The 16461-nt window shown below is 70.1% G+C and carries 17 protein-coding genes and 1 pseudogene; 1 reads left to right on the plus strand and 17 read right to left on the minus strand.

What is annotated here, in order from left to right; genetic code table 11:
- Nucleotides 1–130: 130 nt before the first annotated feature.
- From C667_RS11840 to C667_RS11915, 16 genes are all read right to left on the minus strand, one after another.
- On the minus strand, nt 131–724 hold the full coding sequence (locus C667_RS11840) for a DsbE family thiol:disulfide interchange protein (protein WP_004364001.1): 594 nt from the start codon (nt 722–724) through the stop codon (nt 131–133).
- Between the two features lie 18 nt (nt 725–742).
- Nucleotides 743–2725 (minus strand): heme lyase CcmF/NrfE family subunit, encoded by a 1983-nt coding sequence (locus tag C667_RS11845; protein ID WP_004364003.1) that lies wholly within the window; start codon nt 2723–2725, stop codon nt 743–745.
- 1 nt (nt 2726) lies between these two features.
- The gene (ccmE, locus tag C667_RS11850; protein WP_039921395.1) at nt 2727–3170 is read right to left on the minus strand and encodes a cytochrome c maturation protein CcmE; all 444 of its coding nucleotides are present in this window, start codon (nt 3168–3170) and stop codon (nt 2727–2729) included.
- Entirely contained in the window at nt 3167–3397 is a 231-nt protein-coding gene (ccmD, locus tag C667_RS11855; RefSeq protein WP_004364008.1) for a heme exporter protein CcmD, read from the minus strand. The genes ccmE and ccmD overlap by 4 nt, the downstream gene beginning before the upstream one ends.
- On the minus strand, nt 3397–4182 hold the full coding sequence (gene ccmC / locus C667_RS11860; RefSeq protein WP_004364010.1) for a heme ABC transporter permease CcmC: 786 nt from the start codon (nt 4180–4182) through the stop codon (nt 3397–3399). Before ccmC ends, ccmD begins: the two co-directional genes overlap by 1 nt.
- Before the next feature lie 56 nt (nt 4183–4238).
- The gene (gene ccmB, locus C667_RS11865; protein WP_004364012.1) at nt 4239–4907 is read right to left on the minus strand and encodes a heme exporter protein CcmB; all 669 of its coding nucleotides are present in this window, start codon (nt 4905–4907) and stop codon (nt 4239–4241) included.
- Nucleotides 4901–5527, minus strand: a complete 627-nt coding sequence (ccmA, locus tag C667_RS11870) for a cytochrome c biogenesis heme-transporting ATPase CcmA (protein ID WP_039921399.1) — start codon at nt 5525–5527, stop codon at nt 4901–4903. Before ccmA ends, ccmB begins: the two co-directional genes overlap by 7 nt.
- A 118-nt stretch (nt 5528–5645) precedes the next feature.
- Nucleotides 5646–6266 carry a NapC/NirT family cytochrome c gene (locus C667_RS11875; protein WP_004364016.1) on the minus strand — a complete coding sequence of 207 codons (621 nt, stop codon included), beginning with the start codon at nt 6264–6266 and terminating at the stop codon, nt 5646–5648.
- Nucleotides 6267–6289: 23 nt separating this feature from the next.
- On the minus strand, nt 6290–6742 hold the full coding sequence (locus tag C667_RS11880) for a nitrate reductase cytochrome c-type subunit (protein WP_004364018.1): 453 nt from the start codon (nt 6740–6742) through the stop codon (nt 6290–6292).
- Nucleotides 6739–7674, minus strand: a complete 936-nt coding sequence (gene napH, locus C667_RS11885) for a quinol dehydrogenase ferredoxin subunit NapH (RefSeq protein WP_004364019.1) — start codon at nt 7672–7674, stop codon at nt 6739–6741. The genes C667_RS11880 and napH overlap by 4 nt, the downstream gene beginning before the upstream one ends.
- A complete protein-coding gene (gene napG / locus C667_RS11890) occupies nt 7671–8567 on the minus strand; it encodes a ferredoxin-type protein NapG (RefSeq protein ID WP_004364020.1) in 897 nt (298 codons plus the stop codon). Before napG ends, napH begins: the two co-directional genes overlap by 4 nt.
- A gap of 63 nt (nt 8568–8630) precedes the next feature.
- A complete protein-coding gene (gene napA, locus C667_RS11895; RefSeq protein WP_004364021.1) occupies nt 8631–11177 on the minus strand; it encodes a nitrate reductase catalytic subunit NapA in 2547 nt (848 codons plus the stop codon).
- 1 nt (nt 11178) lies between these two features.
- A complete protein-coding gene (locus C667_RS11900) occupies nt 11179–11433 on the minus strand; it encodes a chaperone NapD (RefSeq protein ID WP_004314191.1) in 255 nt (84 codons plus the stop codon).
- A complete protein-coding gene (gene napF, locus C667_RS11905) occupies nt 11430–11966 on the minus strand; it encodes a ferredoxin-type protein NapF (RefSeq protein WP_004364022.1) in 537 nt (178 codons plus the stop codon). Before napF ends, C667_RS11900 begins: the two co-directional genes overlap by 4 nt.
- Nucleotides 11967–12085: 119 nt before the next feature.
- A complete protein-coding gene (gene narL, locus C667_RS11910) occupies nt 12086–12730 on the minus strand; it encodes a two-component system response regulator NarL (RefSeq protein WP_004364023.1) in 645 nt (214 codons plus the stop codon).
- Entirely contained in the window at nt 12727–14640 is a 1914-nt protein-coding gene (locus C667_RS11915) for a HAMP domain-containing protein (RefSeq protein ID WP_004364024.1), read from the minus strand. Before C667_RS11915 ends, narL begins: the two co-directional genes overlap by 4 nt.
- A 256-nt stretch (nt 14641–14896) precedes the next feature.
- Between C667_RS11915 and C667_RS11920 the strand changes: the two genes are divergently transcribed.
- Complete coding sequence (locus C667_RS11920) at nt 14897–15598, plus strand: Crp/Fnr family transcriptional regulator (RefSeq protein ID WP_004364025.1); 702 nt, start codon at nt 14897–14899, stop codon at nt 15596–15598.
- Here the strand turns inward: C667_RS11920 and C667_RS11925 are convergent.
- Nucleotides 15595–16461: pseudogene (locus C667_RS11925) on the minus strand (nucleotide excision repair endonuclease); the annotation flags it as partial. The gene C667_RS11920 and the pseudogene C667_RS11925 overlap by 4 nt on opposite strands.

Below are 16461 nucleotides of genomic sequence, written 5' to 3' on the forward strand. Positions count from 1 at the left end.
GCCGGCGGGCGTGGTGGCCGGGCCGGCGTCGGCGGTGGCGGCGTGGAGCGGCGCGGCCATCAGCACCGCGAGCGCGCCGGCGCCGAGCACGCGACGCAGGCCGGAGAGCAGGGACGGGACGAGCTGCGGATCAACCGGCACGACGCAGCTCCTCGACCTTGGGCATGATCTGGGTCTTGAGCGACTCGGGAGTGATCGGGCCGATGTGCTTGTAGCGGATGCGGCCCTCGCGGTCGATCAGGAAGGTCTCGGGCACGCCATACACGCCGAAGTCGATGCCGACGCGGCCGTCGATGTCGAGCACGGAGAGCTGGTAGGGGTTGCCGTGGTCGGAGAGCCAGCGCCGCGCACGCTCGATCGCCATCGTGGTCTCGGCCTCGAGTGCCATGCCGCGGGTGCTGATCGCGCCGTCGCCGCGCACTTCCTTGTAGTTGAGGCCGACCACCGGCACCAGCTTCTGCTCGGCCATGCGCACCAGCAGCGGGTGCTCCTGGCGGCAGGCCACGCACCACGAGGCCCACACGTTGAGCAGCCAGACCTGGCCGCGCATCTCATCGAGCGCGAAGCTCTGCTCGGGCTGGTCGAGGCGGGCGAGGCGGAAGTTCGGCGCCGGCTTGTCGATCAGCGGCGAGGGCACCTCGCGCGGGTTGAGGGTGAGGCCGAAGGCGAGGAAGCCGGCGAGGCCGAAGAACAGCAGCAGCGGTACGAGGAACTTGGCTTTCATGGTTTTCCCAGGTGGAACTCAGGCGGCGGCGCCGGCACGGCCACCCACCGCCGCGGCGGCGTCACGCGCGGCCAGGCGGCGGTAGCGGCGGTCGGCTGCCGCGAACACGCCCCCCACGCCCATCAGCAGGCAGCCCATCCAGATCCAGCTGATGAAGGGCTTGTAGTACAGGCTGACGATCCAGGCGCCGTCCTCGAGCTGCTCGCCGAGCGAGACATAGACGTCGCGGAACACGCCGATGTCGAGCGAGGCCTCAGTCATCGGCATGCCCTGGGCGAGATAGACGCGCTTCTCGGGGGTGAGCATGCCGAGCGAGCGGCCGTCGCGGATCAGCTCGATGTTGCCGCGCGCGGCGTCGTAGTTGGGGCCGTCGGCATCCACCGCGCCGCGGAACACGAAGGTGTAGCCGGCGAGCTCGGCGTGCTGGCCTTCCTTCATCTTGACGTCGACGTGGCGGTCGAGGCTGCCCACCATGGTGACGCCGATGATGAAGATGCCGATGCCGAAGTGGGCGAGCCACATGCCCCACCACGATGCGGTGATCGAGCGCAGGCGCGAGCCGGCCGAGGCGCCGGCGCGCTCGCCGAGGCGGCGGGCGAGCAGCTGCAGGCTGGCGAGCACCACCCAGGCCGCGAGCGAGAGGCCGAGCGCGGTGCGCCAGGTCAGGTGATCCACCGCCCACGCGCTGCCGACGCCGATCGCCACGCTGGCGACGAAGGCCGGCGCCACGCGGCGCACCTCGGCGAGGAGGTCGTCGTCCTTCCAGCGCAGGAAGGGCCCGAACGCCATCAGCACCACCACCGGAGTCATCAGCGGCACGAACACCGCCTCGAAGTAGGGCGGGCCGACCGAGATCTTGCCGAGGCCGAGGGCGTCGAGGAAGAGCGGATACAGCGTGCCGAGCAGCACCGAGGCCGAGGCCACGGTGAGCAGGACGTTGTTGGCGAGCAGCGAGGTCTCGCGCGACACCAGGCCGAAGCTGCCGCCGCCCATGAGCTTGTTGGCGCGCATCGCGTACAGCAGCAGCGAGAAGCCGATCACGATGACGAGCAGGGCGAGGATGTAGAGGCCGCGCTTGGGGTCGGTGGCGAAGGCGTGCACGCTGGTGATGACGCCCGAGCGCACCAGGAAGGTGCCGAGCAGCGACAGCGAGAAGGCGCCGATCGCCAGCAGCACCGTCCAGCTGCGGAAGGCGCCGCGCTTCTCGGTGACGGCGAGCGAGTGCATCAGCGCGGTGCCGAGCAGCCAGGGCATGAAGGAGGCGTTCTCCACCGGATCCCAGAACCACCAGCCGCCCCAGCCGAGCTCGTAGTAGGCCCAGCCCGAGCCGACCGCGATGCCGGCGGTGAGGAAGACCCAGGCGATGGTGGTCCACGGCCGCGACCAGCGCGCCCAGGCGGCGTCGAGCCGGCCCGAGAGCAGGGCCGCGATCGCGAACGCGAACGCCACCGAGAAGCCGACGTAGCCCATGTAGAGCAGCGGCGGGTGGATGATCATCCCCGGGTCCTGCAGCAGCGGGTTGAGGTCGCGGCCGTCGGCGACGGCCGGCAGCAGGCGCTCGAAGGGGTTGGAGGTGACCAGGGTGAAGGAGATGAAGCCGGCGCTGACCCAGCCGAGCACGCCCAGCACGCGGGCGAGGAAGGCGTCGGGCAGGTGGCGCGAGAACACCGTCACCGCCACCGTCCACAGCGACAGCGACATCGCCCACAGCAGCAGCGAGCCCTCGTGGTTGCCCCACACGCCGGTGATCTTGTACATCAGCGGGGTGGCGCTGTGCGAGTTGCTGGCCGCGAGCTGGACCGAGAAGTCGCTCTGGATGAAGGCCCAGGTCAGGCAGACGTAGCTGAACAGGATGAAGAAGAACTGCCCCTGCGCGGCCGGGCGGCCGACTCCCATCAGCGCCGAGCTGTTGCGGTGCGCGCCGACGAGCGGCACCACCGCCTGCACCAGCGACAGCACCAGGGCGAGGATGAGGGCGAAGTGTCCGAGTTCGGGGATCATGTCACTGGCTCACCGTCTGTGCGGCCTTCTGCGCCTGCTCCACGGCGTGGGCGGCCTCCGGCGGCATGTAGTTCTCGTCGTGCTTGGCGAGCACCTCGGTGGCGCGAAACACGCCACCCTCGAGCTTGCCCTGCACCACCGCGCCCTTGCCCTCCTTGAAGAGGTCGGGCAGCGTGCCCTTGTAGGTGACCGGGATGACCTTGGCGGTGTCGGTGATCGCGAAGCGCACGGTGATGCCGTCGGCCTCGCGCGCGATCGAGCCGTCCTCGACCATGCCGCCGATGCGGAAGGTCTTGCCGGTGGGGGCCTTGCCCTCGGACACCTCGGTCGGCGTGTGGAAGAACACCAGGTTCTGCTGGAAGGCGCTCAGCACCAGGGCGACCGCGGCGAACAGCAGGGCCACCCCGCCGCCGACCAGCATCAGACGTTTGCTACGGGCTTTCATGTTTCCGACTCCATGGCGGGCATCGTGCCTTCGCCGTTACGCTTGCCTGCATCCTTGCCCACCGCGCGACGCCAGCGCAGCAGGCGGCGGGTGGTGTCCTTCCGACGCTGGAACACCAGCACGAGTTCCAGCGCGATCAACGCGAAGGTGAGGCCGTAGCTGCCCCACACGAAAAAGGCGGCGCCGCCCATGTCCCAGAACGCGGACCAGCTCTCCCACTGCTGCATCAGGCACGACCTCCGGCGGTTTGCGAAAGCTTCCCGGCGCGCTCGAGCTCGGCGCCGACCCACTCGGTGTGGCGCTCGCGCTCGAGGATCATCGGCCGCACCCGCCACAGCACCACCGCGAGGGTGTAGGCCCACGACGCCAGCGCCATCACCAGCATGCCGGTGAGCATGGTGGTCGCCATCGACGGCGCCTTGGTGAGGCTCACCGAGGCGCCCTGGTGCAGGGTGTTCCACCACTGCACCGAGAAGTAGATGATCGGCACATTGACCGCGCCGACCAGCGCGATGATCGCGCCCGCGCGGTCGGCGCGGCGCGGATCCTCGATGGCGCGGGTGAGCGCGATGAAGCCGAAGTAGAGGAAGAGCAGCAGCAGCTGCGAGGTCAGGCGCGCGTCCCACACCCAGTAGGCGCCCCAGGTGGGCTTGCCCCACAGCGCGCCGGTCCAGAGCGCCACGAAGCAGAACATCGCCCCGGTGGGCGCGAGCGCCTGGCTCATCACGAAGGAGAGCCGCGTGTTCATGATCAGCCCGACCGCCGACCAGAAGGCCATGACGAGGTAGATGAACATCGACATCCAGGCCGCCGGCACGTGGATGAAGATCACCCGATAGACCTGGCCCTGGGTGGCGTCGGTGGGAGCGACGAAGAAGCCGATCCACAGCCCGATCGCGGTGAGGAGGACGGCGAGCGCCGCGAACCAGGGCGCGAGACGACCGGCGAGGGGGTAGAAATTCTGCGGCGCAGCAAACCGCAGCAGACTGCGACCGCGTTCGGGATTCGTCATGCTTCGAGGCTTCGCTTTCTCGCTCCGCCACACCCGCTCGGGGCGCGGCTGCGTCGTCAATCGGTTGAAATTCTCAGGGCTGCCGCGCACGCCACCGGCGCCAGCGCGAGCGCCCCCGCCAAACCGCCGCCGAGCAGCAGCAGGTGGGCTGCGGCGCCGCTGCCAGACAGCTCGGCCTCCACGGCACCGGCACCGAAGATCAGCACCGGGACGAAGAGCGGCAGCACCAGCAAGGCCAGCAGCATGCCTCCACCGCGCAGGCCGAGGGTCAGCGCCGCACCGACCGCACCAAGCAATGCGAGGATCGGCGTGCCGAGGAGCAAACTTAGTATCAGCACGGGCAGACCGCCTTGTTCGAGGTCAAGCAGCAGGCCCATGGCCGGCGCCACCGCGACCACCGGCAGGCCGGTGCTGAGCCAGAACGCCAGCACCTTGGCCATCACCCATAGCGCAGCCGGCTCGCTAGACAGGAGAAGCTGCTCGAGAGTTCCGTCGCTGTAGTCCTGCGCGAACAGGCGGTGCAGCGACAGCAGGCAGGCGAGGAGTGCCGCGACCCACAGCACGCCAGGGGCGATCGCGCGCAGCTGGTTGGGCTCGGCGCCGACACCGAAAGGGAACAGGCACACCACGATGATGAAGAAGGCGAGCGTGACCAGCACGTCGGCGCGCCCACGCCAGGCCAGCAGCAGGTCGCGCCGCAGCACGGCGAGGAAGGTGCTCAGCATGCGAAGACTCCGACGTCGAGCACCTCGGGCGGGCGTGCGAAGGGCGCGTCCTGGTGGGTGGTGAGCATCACCATGCCGCCCGCGTCGCAGTGCTGCGAGAGCGTGGCGGCGAGATCGGCGACCGCGCGCACGTCGAGCGCGGTGAAGGGCTCGTCCAGCACCCACAGCGGGCGCGCGTTCGACAGGAACAGCCGCGCCAGGCCCACGCGGCGGCGCTGGCCCTGCGACAGCACGCGCGCCGGCAGGTCGAGCTGGTCGGCCAGGCCGATGCGCTGCAGGGCCTGCACGCAGTCGTCCTCATCCACCGCGTCGCCGGCGGCGGCACAGGCGAAGCGCAGGTTCTCGAGCGGGCTGAGCAGGTCGTTGAGCGCGGCGGCGTGGCCGAGGTAGAGCAGGTCGCCGTGGAAGGCCTCGCGCGCGCGCCGGATCGACTCGCCGCGCCAGCGGATTTCGCCGGCCTCGGGCAGCGCCAGCCCGGTGACCAGGCGCAGCAGGCTGGTCTTGCCCACCCCGTTGGGCCCGGCGACGCGCAGCAGGCCGCCCGCCTGGAGGCGGAAGGCGAGGTCGCGGAACAGCAGGCGATCGCCTTTCAGGCAGGCGAGATTTTCGACTTCGAGCATGGGGACGGATTGGAACACAGGCGGCACGGGATGCGCCATCCCGGCACACGCCGGAAAGGCGCGCCCCGCGGCGCACCGCAGGATGCGGGGCGGCGCGGGGCGGGGGACGCGGCGAGGCTCAGTCCTTCTTCACCGGCGGATGCATCACCTCGGGGGCGACGCCTTCACGCGGCGCACCGATGTGCTGATCGACCGGCGGCAGCGAGTGCGCGATGCCCTTGTGGCAGTCGATGCAGGTCTTGCCCTCGGCGAAGCCCGCCTGGTGCATCTGGTTGGAGCGGCGCCCCTGCACCGAGTAGTCGAAGTACTCGAAGTTGTGGCAGTTGCGGCACTCCTGCGAGTTGTTCGCCTTCATGCGGGTCCACTCGTTCTGCGCCAGGCGCAGGCGCTCGGCGGCGAACTTCTCCGGCGTGTCGATGGTGCCCATCACCTTGCCGTAGAGCTCGCGCGAGGCCTTGATCTTGCGGATCATCTTCGGCCCCCACTCCTTGGGCACGTGGCAGTCCGGGCAGGTCGCGCGCACGCCGGTGCGGTTCTGGTAGTGGATGGTGTTGCGGTACTCCTTGAAGACGTTGTCCTCCATCTCGTGGCAGGAGATGCAGAACTTCTCCGTGTTGGTCATCTCCAGGGCCCAGTTGAAGCCACCCCAGAACACCACGCCCGCGGCGACGAGCAGGACGATGGCGCCCCAGCCCGCACCGCGGATGCGCTGCATCAGGCTCTTGTTGTTGTCGGTCATGTCGATCCCCGTATGTCGATTCTTCAGCGCAGGCCTTCCGCGCGCTGGAAGTTGTTGCCGACCAGCGGCTTGGCGTCGGTCTGGGGCACATGGCACTGCATGCAGAAGTAGCGGCGCGGCGAGATGTTCGACAGTTCGCCGCCGTCACGATCCTTGAAGTGGGTCAGGCTCACCTTGGTGGCGCCCGACTCCTTGTAGCGGCTCCAGGCGTGACAGTCCATGCACTTGTTGAAGTTGAGCGTGACCTCGTAACCCTCCACCTTGTGCGGGATCAGCGGCGGTTGCTGCACGTAGTCGCGGTCGATCGGCGCCTGGTCGGGGATCGGCTTGTAGTTGCCGACCTGCAGCTCCTGGTCGGCCACGTCGGCGCCGCGGATGCTCTTCACCGCCTGCGCCATCGCCGCGGGCGGCACCATGGCACCGAAGCCGACAGCGGCGACGAGCGCGAGCACCAGATTTCGGGTTTGTTTTTTCATGACTCGCTCCTGTTGAATCGGGTCGTAATGCGGAAAACGTCCTTGCCGCACACATCCACGCAGCGTCCGCAGGTGGTGCAGTCGGCATCCAGAATGAGGGGATGGTCCTGGCCGACGCCCTTGAGCGCGGGCCGGATGACCTGGGGCTCGGGGCACACGGCGAAGCAGTCCATGCAGTCGTTGCACGCGCTGCGCCTGTCCGCCGAGACCTTGACGACGGCCGCGCGTCCGATCAGGGCGTAGAAGGCGCCCTGCGGGCAGAGGTGGCCGCACCAGCCGCGCGGGGCGATGAGCAGGTCGTAGAGGAAGATGCCGCCGACGATACCCCAGGCCAGGCCGAAACCAAAGATCAGGCCACGGTGGAACATCGACACCGGGTTCACCCACTCCCACGCCAGCGAGCCGGTCGCCGCCGCGATCACCAGCACGAAGCCGAGCAGCCAGTAGCGCGTGCTGCCCGAGGGCACCTTGCCGCCCTTGAGACCCAGGCGCCGGCGCAGCCAGGCGGCGGCGTCGGTGACGAGGTTGACCGGGCACACCCACGCGCAGAACAGCCGCCCACCGAAGAGCAGGTAGAAGGCGAGCACGATGCCGGCACCGAGCAGCGCCTCCTGGTAGGGCCACTGCCCGGCGGCGAGCTGCTGCGCGACCAGGAAGGGGTCGGTAAGCGGCAGCACGCCGAGGGTGAGGCTGGACGACAGGTTGCCCTTGACGATCCACCAGCCCAGCCACGGCCCGACGAGGAAGAGCGCGAGGATGCCGAGCTGCGACGCACGCCTCAGCAGCAGCCACTTGTGCGCCCGCAGCCAGCCCTTGGCCTCCACCGCCTCGCGCCCGGGGCGGGCGACCACGCCGCGCATCGCGGCGCCGCGCACGCTGGTGGGCGGGACCTTGCGTTCCGGCGCGGCGCCGGAGCTCAGTTGCGTGCTCATGGCTTCCACCCCGAGTCGAGACCGCCGCCCGCCGGCTTCGCGGGCGCGTAGTCCGGCACCGGCGCGCCGCCCTGGGGCCCCTGCCCGGGCTCGACCCGGGTGTCGCCGTAGGCCTTGCCTTCGAGGCCGCGCACCGGCAGCTCGACCTGGTCGCCGATCAGCGACCGGCCGGCGGCCTCCTTCTCTTCCCAGCCGCGCAGGTAGTGCTCGGCCTTCGAGCCCTGCGCCAGCTTGATCGGCAGCACCTTGATCGCCGACTCGCCGGGCAGCACGCAGGCCTTCTCGCACTTGCCGCAGCCGGTGCAGTACTCGGAATGCACCGTCGGCAGCAGCATCGCGTGACGGTCCGAGCGCGGGTTGTGGATGCGCTCGAGGGTGATCGCCTGGTCGATGACCGGGCACACCCGATAGCACACGTCGCAGCGCAGGCCGAGGAAGTTGAGGCAGTTCTCCTGGTCGATCAGGACCGCCAGCCCCATCTTCGCCTTGCCGATGTCGACCAGCGTGCGGTCGAGCGCACCGGTCGGACAGGCGACCACGCAGGGGATGTCCTCGCACATCTCGCAGGGGATGTCGCGGGCCTCGAAATACGGCGTCCCCGTCGCCACCCCGTCGCCGAGCTCGGCCAGCTTGAGGGTCTTGTAGGGGCAGTCGCGCACGCACAGGCCGCAGCGCACGCAGGCCGCGAGAAAATCGTCTTCGGGGAGCGCGCCGGGCGGACGGATGGCAGTGGCCGGCAGCGCCGACGCCTGCTTCGCGTACATCCCAGCACCGAGCGCGAGCAGGCCCGCACCGCCGGCGACGCCCGCCGCATCCTTGAGGAAGCGGCGGCGCGAAGCCGGAGCGGCAGGTTCAGCGCGTCCGGTCGATTGCACCTTGTCGTTCATCGCCATCGCGAGCCCCGCCCTCCGCGCGTCCCCCCGGTCGGCGGGGGGCGGGACTCGCGCCTCCTCTCATCAAGCCTTAAGGACCTTCACCGCGCACTTCTTGTAGTCGGTCTCTTTCGAGATCGGGCAGGTGGCGTCGAGCGTGAGCTTGTTCACCAGCCGGCCCTCGTCGAAGAAGGGCACGAAGATCAGCCCGACCGGCGGCTTGTTGCGGCCGCGGGTCTCCAGGCGGGCGACGATCTCGCCGCGCCGCGACACCACCTTGACCGCCATGCCGCGCTGCAGGCCGCGCTTCTGGGCGTCCTCGGGGTGCATGAAGATCTGCGCCTCGGGGACCGAGCGGTGCAGCTCGGGCACGCGCCGGGTCATCGAGCCGGTGTGCCAGTGCTCCAGCACGCGGCCGGTGCACAGCCACATGTCGAACTCGGCATCGGGCATCTCGGGCGGATCCTGGTAGGGCAGCGCGAAGATGATCGCCTTGTTGTCCTTGTAGCCGTAGAACTTCACGCCCTCGCCGGCCTTGACGTAGGGGTCATAGCCCTCGCGGAAGCGCCACAGGGTCTCCTTGTTGTCCACCACCGGCCAGCGCAGGCCGCGCGCCTTGTGATAGACGTCGAAGTCGGCGAGGTCGTGGGCGTGCCCGCGGCCGAAGGCGGCGTATTCCTCGAACAGGCCCTTCTGCAGGTAGTAGCCGAGCTCCTTCGACTCGTCGTTCATGTAGCCGGCCCAGGCATGGCCATTGGCCTTGTCGACATCGGCCAGCGGGAACTTGTCGACCTGGCCGTTGGCGTAGAGCACGTCGTACAGGGTCTTGCCGCGGTACTCGGGCTTCTTGGCGATCAGCTCTTCCGGCCACACGTCCTCGACCTTGAAGCGCTTGGCGAACTGGATGTACTGCCACAGGTCGGACTTGGCCTCGCCCGGCGCCGACACCTGCTGGCGCCAGAACTGGGTGCGGCGCTCGGCGTTGCCGAAGGCGCCCTCCTTCTCGGCCCACATCGCGCACGGCAGGATCAGGTCGGCCGACAGCGCGGACACGGTCGGGTAGACGTCGGAGACCACCACGAAGGCTTCCGGATTGCGCCAGCCCGGGTAGATCTCGTCATTGACGTTCGGCCCCGCCTGCATGTTGTTGGTGGTCGAGGTCCAGTAGCACTTGATCTTGCCGTCCTTCAGCGCACGGCTCTGCGCCACCGCGTGGTAGCCGATCTTGGGCGAGATCGTGCCCTCGGGCAGCTTCCAGATCTCCTCGCTGAGCGCGCGGTGCATCGGGTTCATCACCACCATGTCGGCCGGCAGGCGGTGGGCGAAGGTGCCGACCTCGCGCGCGGTGCCGCAGGCCGAGGGCTGGCCGGTGAGCGAGAACGGGCTGTTGCCGGGCTCGCTGATCTTGCCCACCAGCAGGTGGACGTTGTAGATCATGTTGTTCACCCAGGTGCCGCGGGTGTGCTGGTTGAAGCCCATGGTCCAGAAGGACGTGACCTTGCGGTTCGGGTCGGCGTACTGCTCGGCCATCTTGAGCAGGCGATCCTCGGGCACGCCGGAGAGCTTGGAGACCTTCTCCAGGGTGTATTCCGAGACGAACCTGGCGAAGTCGTCGAAGCTGCAGTCCTTGGCCGCGCCGGTGTCGCCCTTGGGCTTGCCGTCGGCGCCCGGATAGCCGTTGCTGGTGGCCTTGGCCTCGAGCGGGTGGTTGGGGCGCAGGCCGAAGCCGATGTCACCCTCGCCGATCTTGAACTTGACGTTGCGCTCGACGAAGGCCTTGTTGACCTTGCCGCTCTGGATGATGTGGTTGCAGATGTAGTTGAGGATCGCCAGGTCGGTGTTCGGCACGAAGATCATCGGGTTGTCGGCGAGCTCGTACGAGCGATGCTCGAAGGTCGACAGCACGTGCACCTGGCAGCCTTCCTTGGACAGGCGACGGTCCGTGATGCGGCTCCACAGGATGGGGTGCATCTCGGCCATGTTCGAGCCCCACAGCACGACCGTGTCGGTGTTCTCGATGTCGTCGTAGCAGCCCATCGGCTCGTCGATGCCGAAGGTGCGCATGAAGCCCGCGACCGCCGAGGCCATGCAGTGGCGCGCGTTGGGGTCGAGGTTGTTGGTGCGGAAACCCGCCTTCATGAGCTTGGAGGCGGCGTAGCCCTCCCACACCGTCCACTGGCCGGAGCCGAACATGGCGACGGAGTCGGCGCCGTGCTCCTTGATCGCCTTCTTCCACTTCTGCTCCATGATGTCGAAGGCCTGGTCCCACGAGATCGGCGTGAACTCGCCGTTCTTGTCGTACTGGCCGTTCTTCATGCGCAGCAGCGGCTTGGTGAGGCGGTCCTCGCCGTACATGATCTTGGACAGGAAGTAGCCCTTGATGCAGTTCAGGCCACGGTTGACCGGCGAGTCGGGGTCGCCCTGGGTGGCGACCACGCGCCCGTCCTGCACGCCCACCAGCACCGAACAGCCGGTGCCGCAGAAGCGGCAGGCGGCCTTGTCCCAGCGCACCTTGGTGCTGCCCGCGCCGGGCTGCTGCGCCTCGGCGACGACCGGGATGCCGATGCCGGCGGTGGCGGCCGCCGCGGCGATCGCGTTGTTCTTGATGAATTCGCGTCGATTCATGCTCATGTCAGACCTCCGTCAGTTCCAGACCTTCATCGGTGTATTCGTAGGCGATCGTCAGCCCCTGCACCTTGGGGAGCAGGTTCACCGCCAGGATCGAGTCGGTCACCGACCAGCCCGCGCCGTCCTCGATGGTGATGACGATGTTGCCCTTCTCGGCGGACTGCCCGTGCAGCTCGACACCGGGCACCTTCTTCAGGCCCTCGACGATCTCGGGGAAGTCCGCGGGAAAGGCCCGCACGACCAGGCTTGCAATATTCATGTTTCGCTCTCCGTGGGGAGGGGATTGCGCGCGCGCGTGTCGATCGCACGCGTCGGGCACGGGCCGATGCAGGCGCCGCAGGCGGTGCACGCGGCGGCGTCGAGTTCGGGATGGGCGACGCCCCCGAGGCGGGGGCGGAAGCGGATCGCGCCTTCGGGGCAGGACTCCCCGCACACGCGGCATTCGACGCCGCGCACCGCCAGGCAGCCCGCGCCGATCACGGCGACGCGATCCCAGGGCGCGGCGGAGGGGTCGTCGCGCCGCAGCGCGAGGGGTTCGCAGGCCGCGACGCAGTCGGCGCAGAACGTGCATTCACCGCGGCTGAAGTCCACTCCGGGGAAGCCCCCGTCCATGCGCACCAGGATGGTGGTGGGGCAGGCCTCGATGCAGCGGTCGCAGCGCGTGCAGCGCGCGACGAAGTCCTCCTCCTCCAGCGCCCAGGGCGGGCGGAGTGCGGGTTCGACTGCGCGCGTGCGTCCGAAGAAGAAGTTCCGGCGGGAACTCGCCGCGCGCGGAGATGCGGAGGAAGCCAAGGACAATCCAGCAAATTGCGCAGCGGCCATTACAGCCCAGTTACAGGCGTGATTTGTTGATCTCGATCAAGCTGCGAACTTATCTCAGTACGAAACCGGGTCGAGGTCTGCCGGCCCGCTCACACGCGCAGGTGCTCGACCGCCCACACCGCGGCCTCGACGCGCGAGCGCAGCTCGAGCTTGCGCAGGATGTGCTTGACGTGCACCTTCACGGTGCCCTCGGCGATGTCGAGCTCGCGCCCGATCTGCTTGTTGGGGAGCCCGGCGGCGATCTTTTCGAGGATGCGCAGCTCCTGCTCGGTGAGCCCGGCCGCACCCGCCGACTGCGGCCGCGACTCGCCGCGCAGCGCGGCGGCGAGCAGGTGGTTGAGCTGCGGCGGGATCACCACCCGCCCGGCGGCCACGGCCTGCAGCGCCTCGAGCATGGCCTCGGGCTCCATGTCCTTGAGCAGGTAGCCCTCGGCCCCGCCGCGCAGCGCCGCCACCACGTCCTCGCCGGAGTCGGACACCGTGACCATCACCACGCGCGCCTCGCTGCGCGCCGTGCGCAGGCCGCGCAGCATGTCGAGCCCGTCGCCGTCGCGCATGTTGAGGTCGAGCAGGATCAGGTCGGGGCGCAGCTCGCGCGCGAGCGCGAGGCCCTCGGCGCCGCTGCCCGCCTCGCCGACGAGGACGAAGGCGGGGATCGTGCGCAGCAGCTGCACCAGCCCGCGGCGGAACAGCGGGTGGTCGTCCACGATCAGCACGCGACAGCTCTCGTTCATTGGTCCATTTCCTTCTTCGCATCCTGCTGCGCCATCACCGCCACGCTCACGGTGGCGGCACGAAAGCGCACGCACACCCGCGTGCCGCTCGGCAACGCCGGCCCGATCTCGATCTCCCCGCCCATGCTGCGCGCGCGCTCGCGCATGATCGCCAGGCCGTGGTGGTTGCGCGCGTCCGCCGGCGGCGCGCCGATGCCGCAGCCGTCGTCGCGCACCTCCAGCCGCACCTCGCCGTCCGCGCCGCCGCGCAGCTCCACCCAGGCGTGGCGCGCCGCGGCGTGGCGCACCATGTTCGACAAGGCCTCGCGCACGATCTGCAGCACGTGCACCTCCTGGTTCGGGCCGAGCTGGCAGGCGCCGAGCTCCACCGCGAGCGCCACCTCCAGGCCGCCGCGGGTGCCGTATTCGCGCGCGGCGTCCTCCATCAGGGTGGCGAGGTCGGCCGAGAGGCCGAGGCGGAAGGACACCAGCAGCTCGCGCAGCTGGCGATAGGCGGCGCTGATGCCCTCGCGCAGGTCGGCGAGGATCGGCTCCGCCTCGGCTGCACGCGCCGGGTCGGCGAGCGCACGCTGCAGCAGGCTGACCTGGATCTTCATGTAGGACAGCGCCTGCGCGAGCGAGTCGTGCAGCTCGCGCGCGATCACCGAGCGCTCCTCCTGCAGCGCGAGCAGGCGCTCCTGCTCGGTGCGCCGCGCCGCGCCGAGCGCCATGCCCATGTGGCGCGACAGCGCCTCGACGAGCTGGCGCTGCCAGTCCTCCAGGCGCGCGCCGTCGGGCAGCGACAGGCGCAGCATGCCGTAGTGGTGCTCGCGGTCGCGCAGCGGGAAGCGCAGCAGCGTGGGCGACAGCAGCGCCAACGCCTGCCCCTCCGAGCCGGCGCGGCAGGCAGCGCAGGCCTCCTCGCCGCGCTCGGCGCGATCCGGGCACGCCCCCATCGACGAGGCGATCACCGCCGCGGGCGCGCCGGGGCGCGGCTCGATGCAGACGAAGGAGCCCTCCAGCCCGGCGACGCGGTCGATGTCGCGCAAGGTGGCCTCGTAGGCGTCGGGCGCGCTCGGCGCCTGGTAGAGCCGGGCGATGGCGTGGTAGAGCAGCTCCAGCGCGCGATTGCTGCGCTGCAGCTCGGCGGTCTTCTCGGTGACACGCTGCTCGAGCAGGTGGTAGTGGCGGGCGAGCTCGTCGGCCATCAGGTTGAAGGCGCTGCCGACCTGGCCGAGCTCGTCCTCGCCGGTGTAGCGCACGCGCACGCCGAAGTCGCCGCCGGCGATGCGGCGCGCGGCGTCGAGCAGGCCGCCGAGCGGGCGCAGCAGCGCGCGCTGCAGCAAGGCGATCACCACCAGCACCACCCCCAGCGTGACCGCGGCGGCGAGCGCGAGGATGCGGCGCAGCTCGTCGATGCGGCGCTCGTTCTCCTGGCCGAGCACGGCGACCAGGCTATCGACCTGTCCGACGAAGTCGTCGACCCCGGCGAGCAGCGCCTCGATCTCGCGCGCATCGGGCGGCCCATGCCCTTCGAGCGCCTCGATCCGCGGCCTCACCGTGCGCTCCCAGCCCGCCTGCACGCCGCGGTAGGTCGCCGCGAAGAGCTCGCCCGGGGCGGCGTCCCCGAAGCGGCGCAGCGCCGGCTCCTGGAGCTCGCGCTCGATGTCGGCCATCGCCGCGCGTGTGCGCTCGGACACCCCGATGCGGCCCTTGAGCGCGTCGATGGCGATGAGGTTGGCGATGCGCTGGGTGTGTCCGCGCAGGCTGCTGGCGACGTCGATCGCCTGCACGCTGTCGCGGCTGCGATCGACCACCAGGAAGGACGCGCTCATGCCGGCCAGCCCGATCAGCGTCATCGCGACCAGGGCGACCGACACCAGCAGCATGATCGAGCGCCTCACGAGCAGGCGGGGAACCGCCAGGTGCATGTCGAATCTCCATCCGGAAAGGATCCGGGACAACAACGTGGACATACCCCTTCCACTTCGATCCGGGGCCGGAAGACCACCCGTACCGCCCCTTTCCATCCATCTTTCAATCGCTTGCGAAAATCACCGCCTACCTCTTTGGAGGTATGCCTCGAGCACAAGCACGCCCCGCGGCCGGCCACGACGCCATGCAGCGTGGAAACCAGCGGCTAGTCTACCGACTGGAAAACCACGCCGACGTCCGCAGGAGATCCGCATGAGCTGCAGGCCCCCCTCCCTCGCCCCCGACGCCAGCGACCTGCTCGCCCGCTTCGCACCCTTCGACATGCTCGACGCCTGCGCCCGCGAGCGCCTGCTCGCTGCCGCCCGGCCGATCCACGCCGCCCGCGGCGAACTCCTCGTGCAGCAGGAGGACTGTCCGCGCGGCATCCACCTGGTGCTGGACGGGCGGGTGAAATGCTTCGTGCTGTCGCCCTCGGGCGGCGAGAAGATCGTCCGCCTCGCCGAGCCCGGCAGCTTCTTCGGCGAGGAGGCCGCGCTGATCAACCGCCCCCACGTCGCCAACGCCCAGGCGATCAGCGCGAGCGAGCTGCTGCTCGTGCCGACCGCCGCGCTGCGCAGCGCGATGGTGAGCTCGACCGCGTTTTCGGCGTCGATGAGCAACCGGCTCGCGCAGGCAAGCTACGATCTGATGTCGACCATGCAGGTTCAGTTCCAGCTCAGCGGCACGCAGCGCGTCGCCCACTACCTGACCCGGCTCGCCCCGGACGATGCCGAGCGCTGGGAGATCCGCCTCGACATCGACAAGCAGACCATCGCCGCCCAGCTCAACCTGACCCCGGAGACGCTGTCGCGCATCCTGTCGCAGCTCACCCGCGAGGGCATGATCCAGCCGCGCGGCCGCCGCGGCATGGTGCTCAGCGAGCTGTCGCGGCTACGCGACTGCGCGGCGCACTAGGCGGCACCCGGCGGCACCTCGCCCGGCGGCATCCCCACCTCGCGGGGCGTCCCCACCTCGCCGGGCGTCCCCACCTCGCCGGGCGTCGCGAACTCCCCGCCCTGCGCAGCGAGCGCGCGCACCTGCGCGAGATGGGCGGGCACCGCCAGCCAGCGCGCGAGGATGCGCCAGACGTCCGCATCGAAGGCGCGCGGTACGGCAGCGAGGGCGAGCGCGCCGGCCTCGTCCTGCGCGCTGCCCAGGTGGCACCAGCGGTCGAACACCTGCAGCCGGCGCGGGCCGTGCGCGCGCGCCTCTTCCACCACCACCGGCCCCGCCCACGGCCACGGCCTGGCCCCCACGCCGGCGAGCGCGCCGGCGAGACGGGCGTCATGCTCCTCGGGCGTCTCGCGCCGCGCGCACACGCCCGCGCAGCGCCGCGAGGCGTACGCGGTGCAGGGGCCGTTGCCGCCCTCGAGGCCAAGCCGGCGCGGGCACAGCCGGTACAGCATCGCCAGCTCGCGCAGCAGGTTGTCGGCCTCGCGGCGGTTGCGGAAGACGCCGTGGAGCCCGTGCCAATCCGCCGAGTCGGTGCCGGCGATCGCCACCGTCTCGTAAATCGGCGCGCGCCGCCGGTTGGGCAGCAGGCGCAGCGCGAAGGCGGCCGCGGCGGGCTCCTGCGGGCGGTTGTAGGGCGGCGCCAGCGCACGCAGCAGGGCGTTCTCGCGCAGCGAGGTGTCGAGCTCGCCGGCGGTCTCGATCCACTCCACCCGCTTCACCCGCGCCGCCAGCTCGGCGTCGCGCCCCTTGCGCGCGCCCGCGCCGAAGTGCTCGCGCACCCGCGCGCGCAGGCTCTGCGCGCGCCCGACGAAGAGCGCCGGGTC

It is taken from the genome of Thauera phenylacetica B4P, from assembly GCF_000310225.1.
GTDB classification, from domain to species: Bacteria; Pseudomonadota; Gammaproteobacteria; order Burkholderiales; family Rhodocyclaceae; genus Thauera; species Thauera phenylacetica.

What these genes read in the sequence shown, in the direction of transcription:
- napH (WP_004364019.1), bottom strand. Translation starts at nt 7,674, where the DNA reads ATGAGCACGCAACTGAGCTCCGGCGCCGCGCCGGAACGCAAGGTCCCG.
- C667_RS11840 (WP_004364001.1), bottom strand. Translation starts at nt 724, where the DNA reads ATGAAAGCCAAGTTCCTCGTACCGCTGCTGCTGTTCTTCGGCCTCGCC.
- C667_RS11915 (WP_004364024.1), bottom strand. Translation starts at nt 14,640, where the DNA reads ATGCACCTGGCGGTTCCCCGCCTGCTCGTGAGGCGCTCGATCATGCTG.
- narL (WP_004364023.1), bottom strand. Translation starts at nt 12,730, where the DNA reads ATGAACGAGAGCTGTCGCGTGCTGATCGTGGACGACCACCCGCTGTTC.
- C667_RS11900 (WP_004314191.1), bottom strand. Translation starts at nt 11,433, where the DNA reads ATGAATATTGCAAGCCTGGTCGTGCGGGCCTTTCCCGCGGACTTCCCC.
- napG (WP_004364020.1), bottom strand. Translation starts at nt 8,567, where the DNA reads ATGGCGATGAACGACAAGGTGCAATCGACCGGACGCGCTGAACCTGCC.
- C667_RS11880 (WP_004364018.1), bottom strand. Translation starts at nt 6,742, where the DNA reads ATGAAAAAACAAACCCGAAATCTGGTGCTCGCGCTCGTCGCCGCTGTC.
- ccmB (WP_004364012.1), bottom strand. Translation starts at nt 4,907, where the DNA reads ATGCTGAGCACCTTCCTCGCCGTGCTGCGGCGCGACCTGCTGCTGGCC.
- napA (WP_004364021.1), bottom strand. Translation starts at nt 11,177, where the DNA reads ATGAGCATGAATCGACGCGAATTCATCAAGAACAACGCGATCGCCGCG.
- ccmC (WP_004364010.1), bottom strand. Translation starts at nt 4,182, where the DNA reads ATGACGAATCCCGAACGCGGTCGCAGTCTGCTGCGGTTTGCTGCGCCG.
- C667_RS11845 (WP_004364003.1), bottom strand. Translation starts at nt 2,725, where the DNA reads ATGATCCCCGAACTCGGACACTTCGCCCTCATCCTCGCCCTGGTGCTG.
- ccmD (WP_004364008.1), bottom strand. Translation starts at nt 3,397, where the DNA reads ATGCAGCAGTGGGAGAGCTGGTCCGCGTTCTGGGACATGGGCGGCGCC.
- C667_RS11920 (WP_004364025.1), top strand. Translation starts at nt 14,897, where the DNA reads ATGAGCTGCAGGCCCCCCTCCCTCGCCCCCGACGCCAGCGACCTGCTC.
- ccmA (WP_039921399.1), bottom strand. Translation starts at nt 5,527, where the DNA reads ATGCTCGAAGTCGAAAATCTCGCCTGCCTGAAAGGCGATCGCCTGCTG.
- C667_RS11875 (WP_004364016.1), bottom strand. Translation starts at nt 6,266, where the DNA reads ATGACCGACAACAACAAGAGCCTGATGCAGCGCATCCGCGGTGCGGGC.
- ccmE (WP_039921395.1), bottom strand. Translation starts at nt 3,170, where the DNA reads ATGAAAGCCCGTAGCAAACGTCTGATGCTGGTCGGCGGCGGGGTGGCC.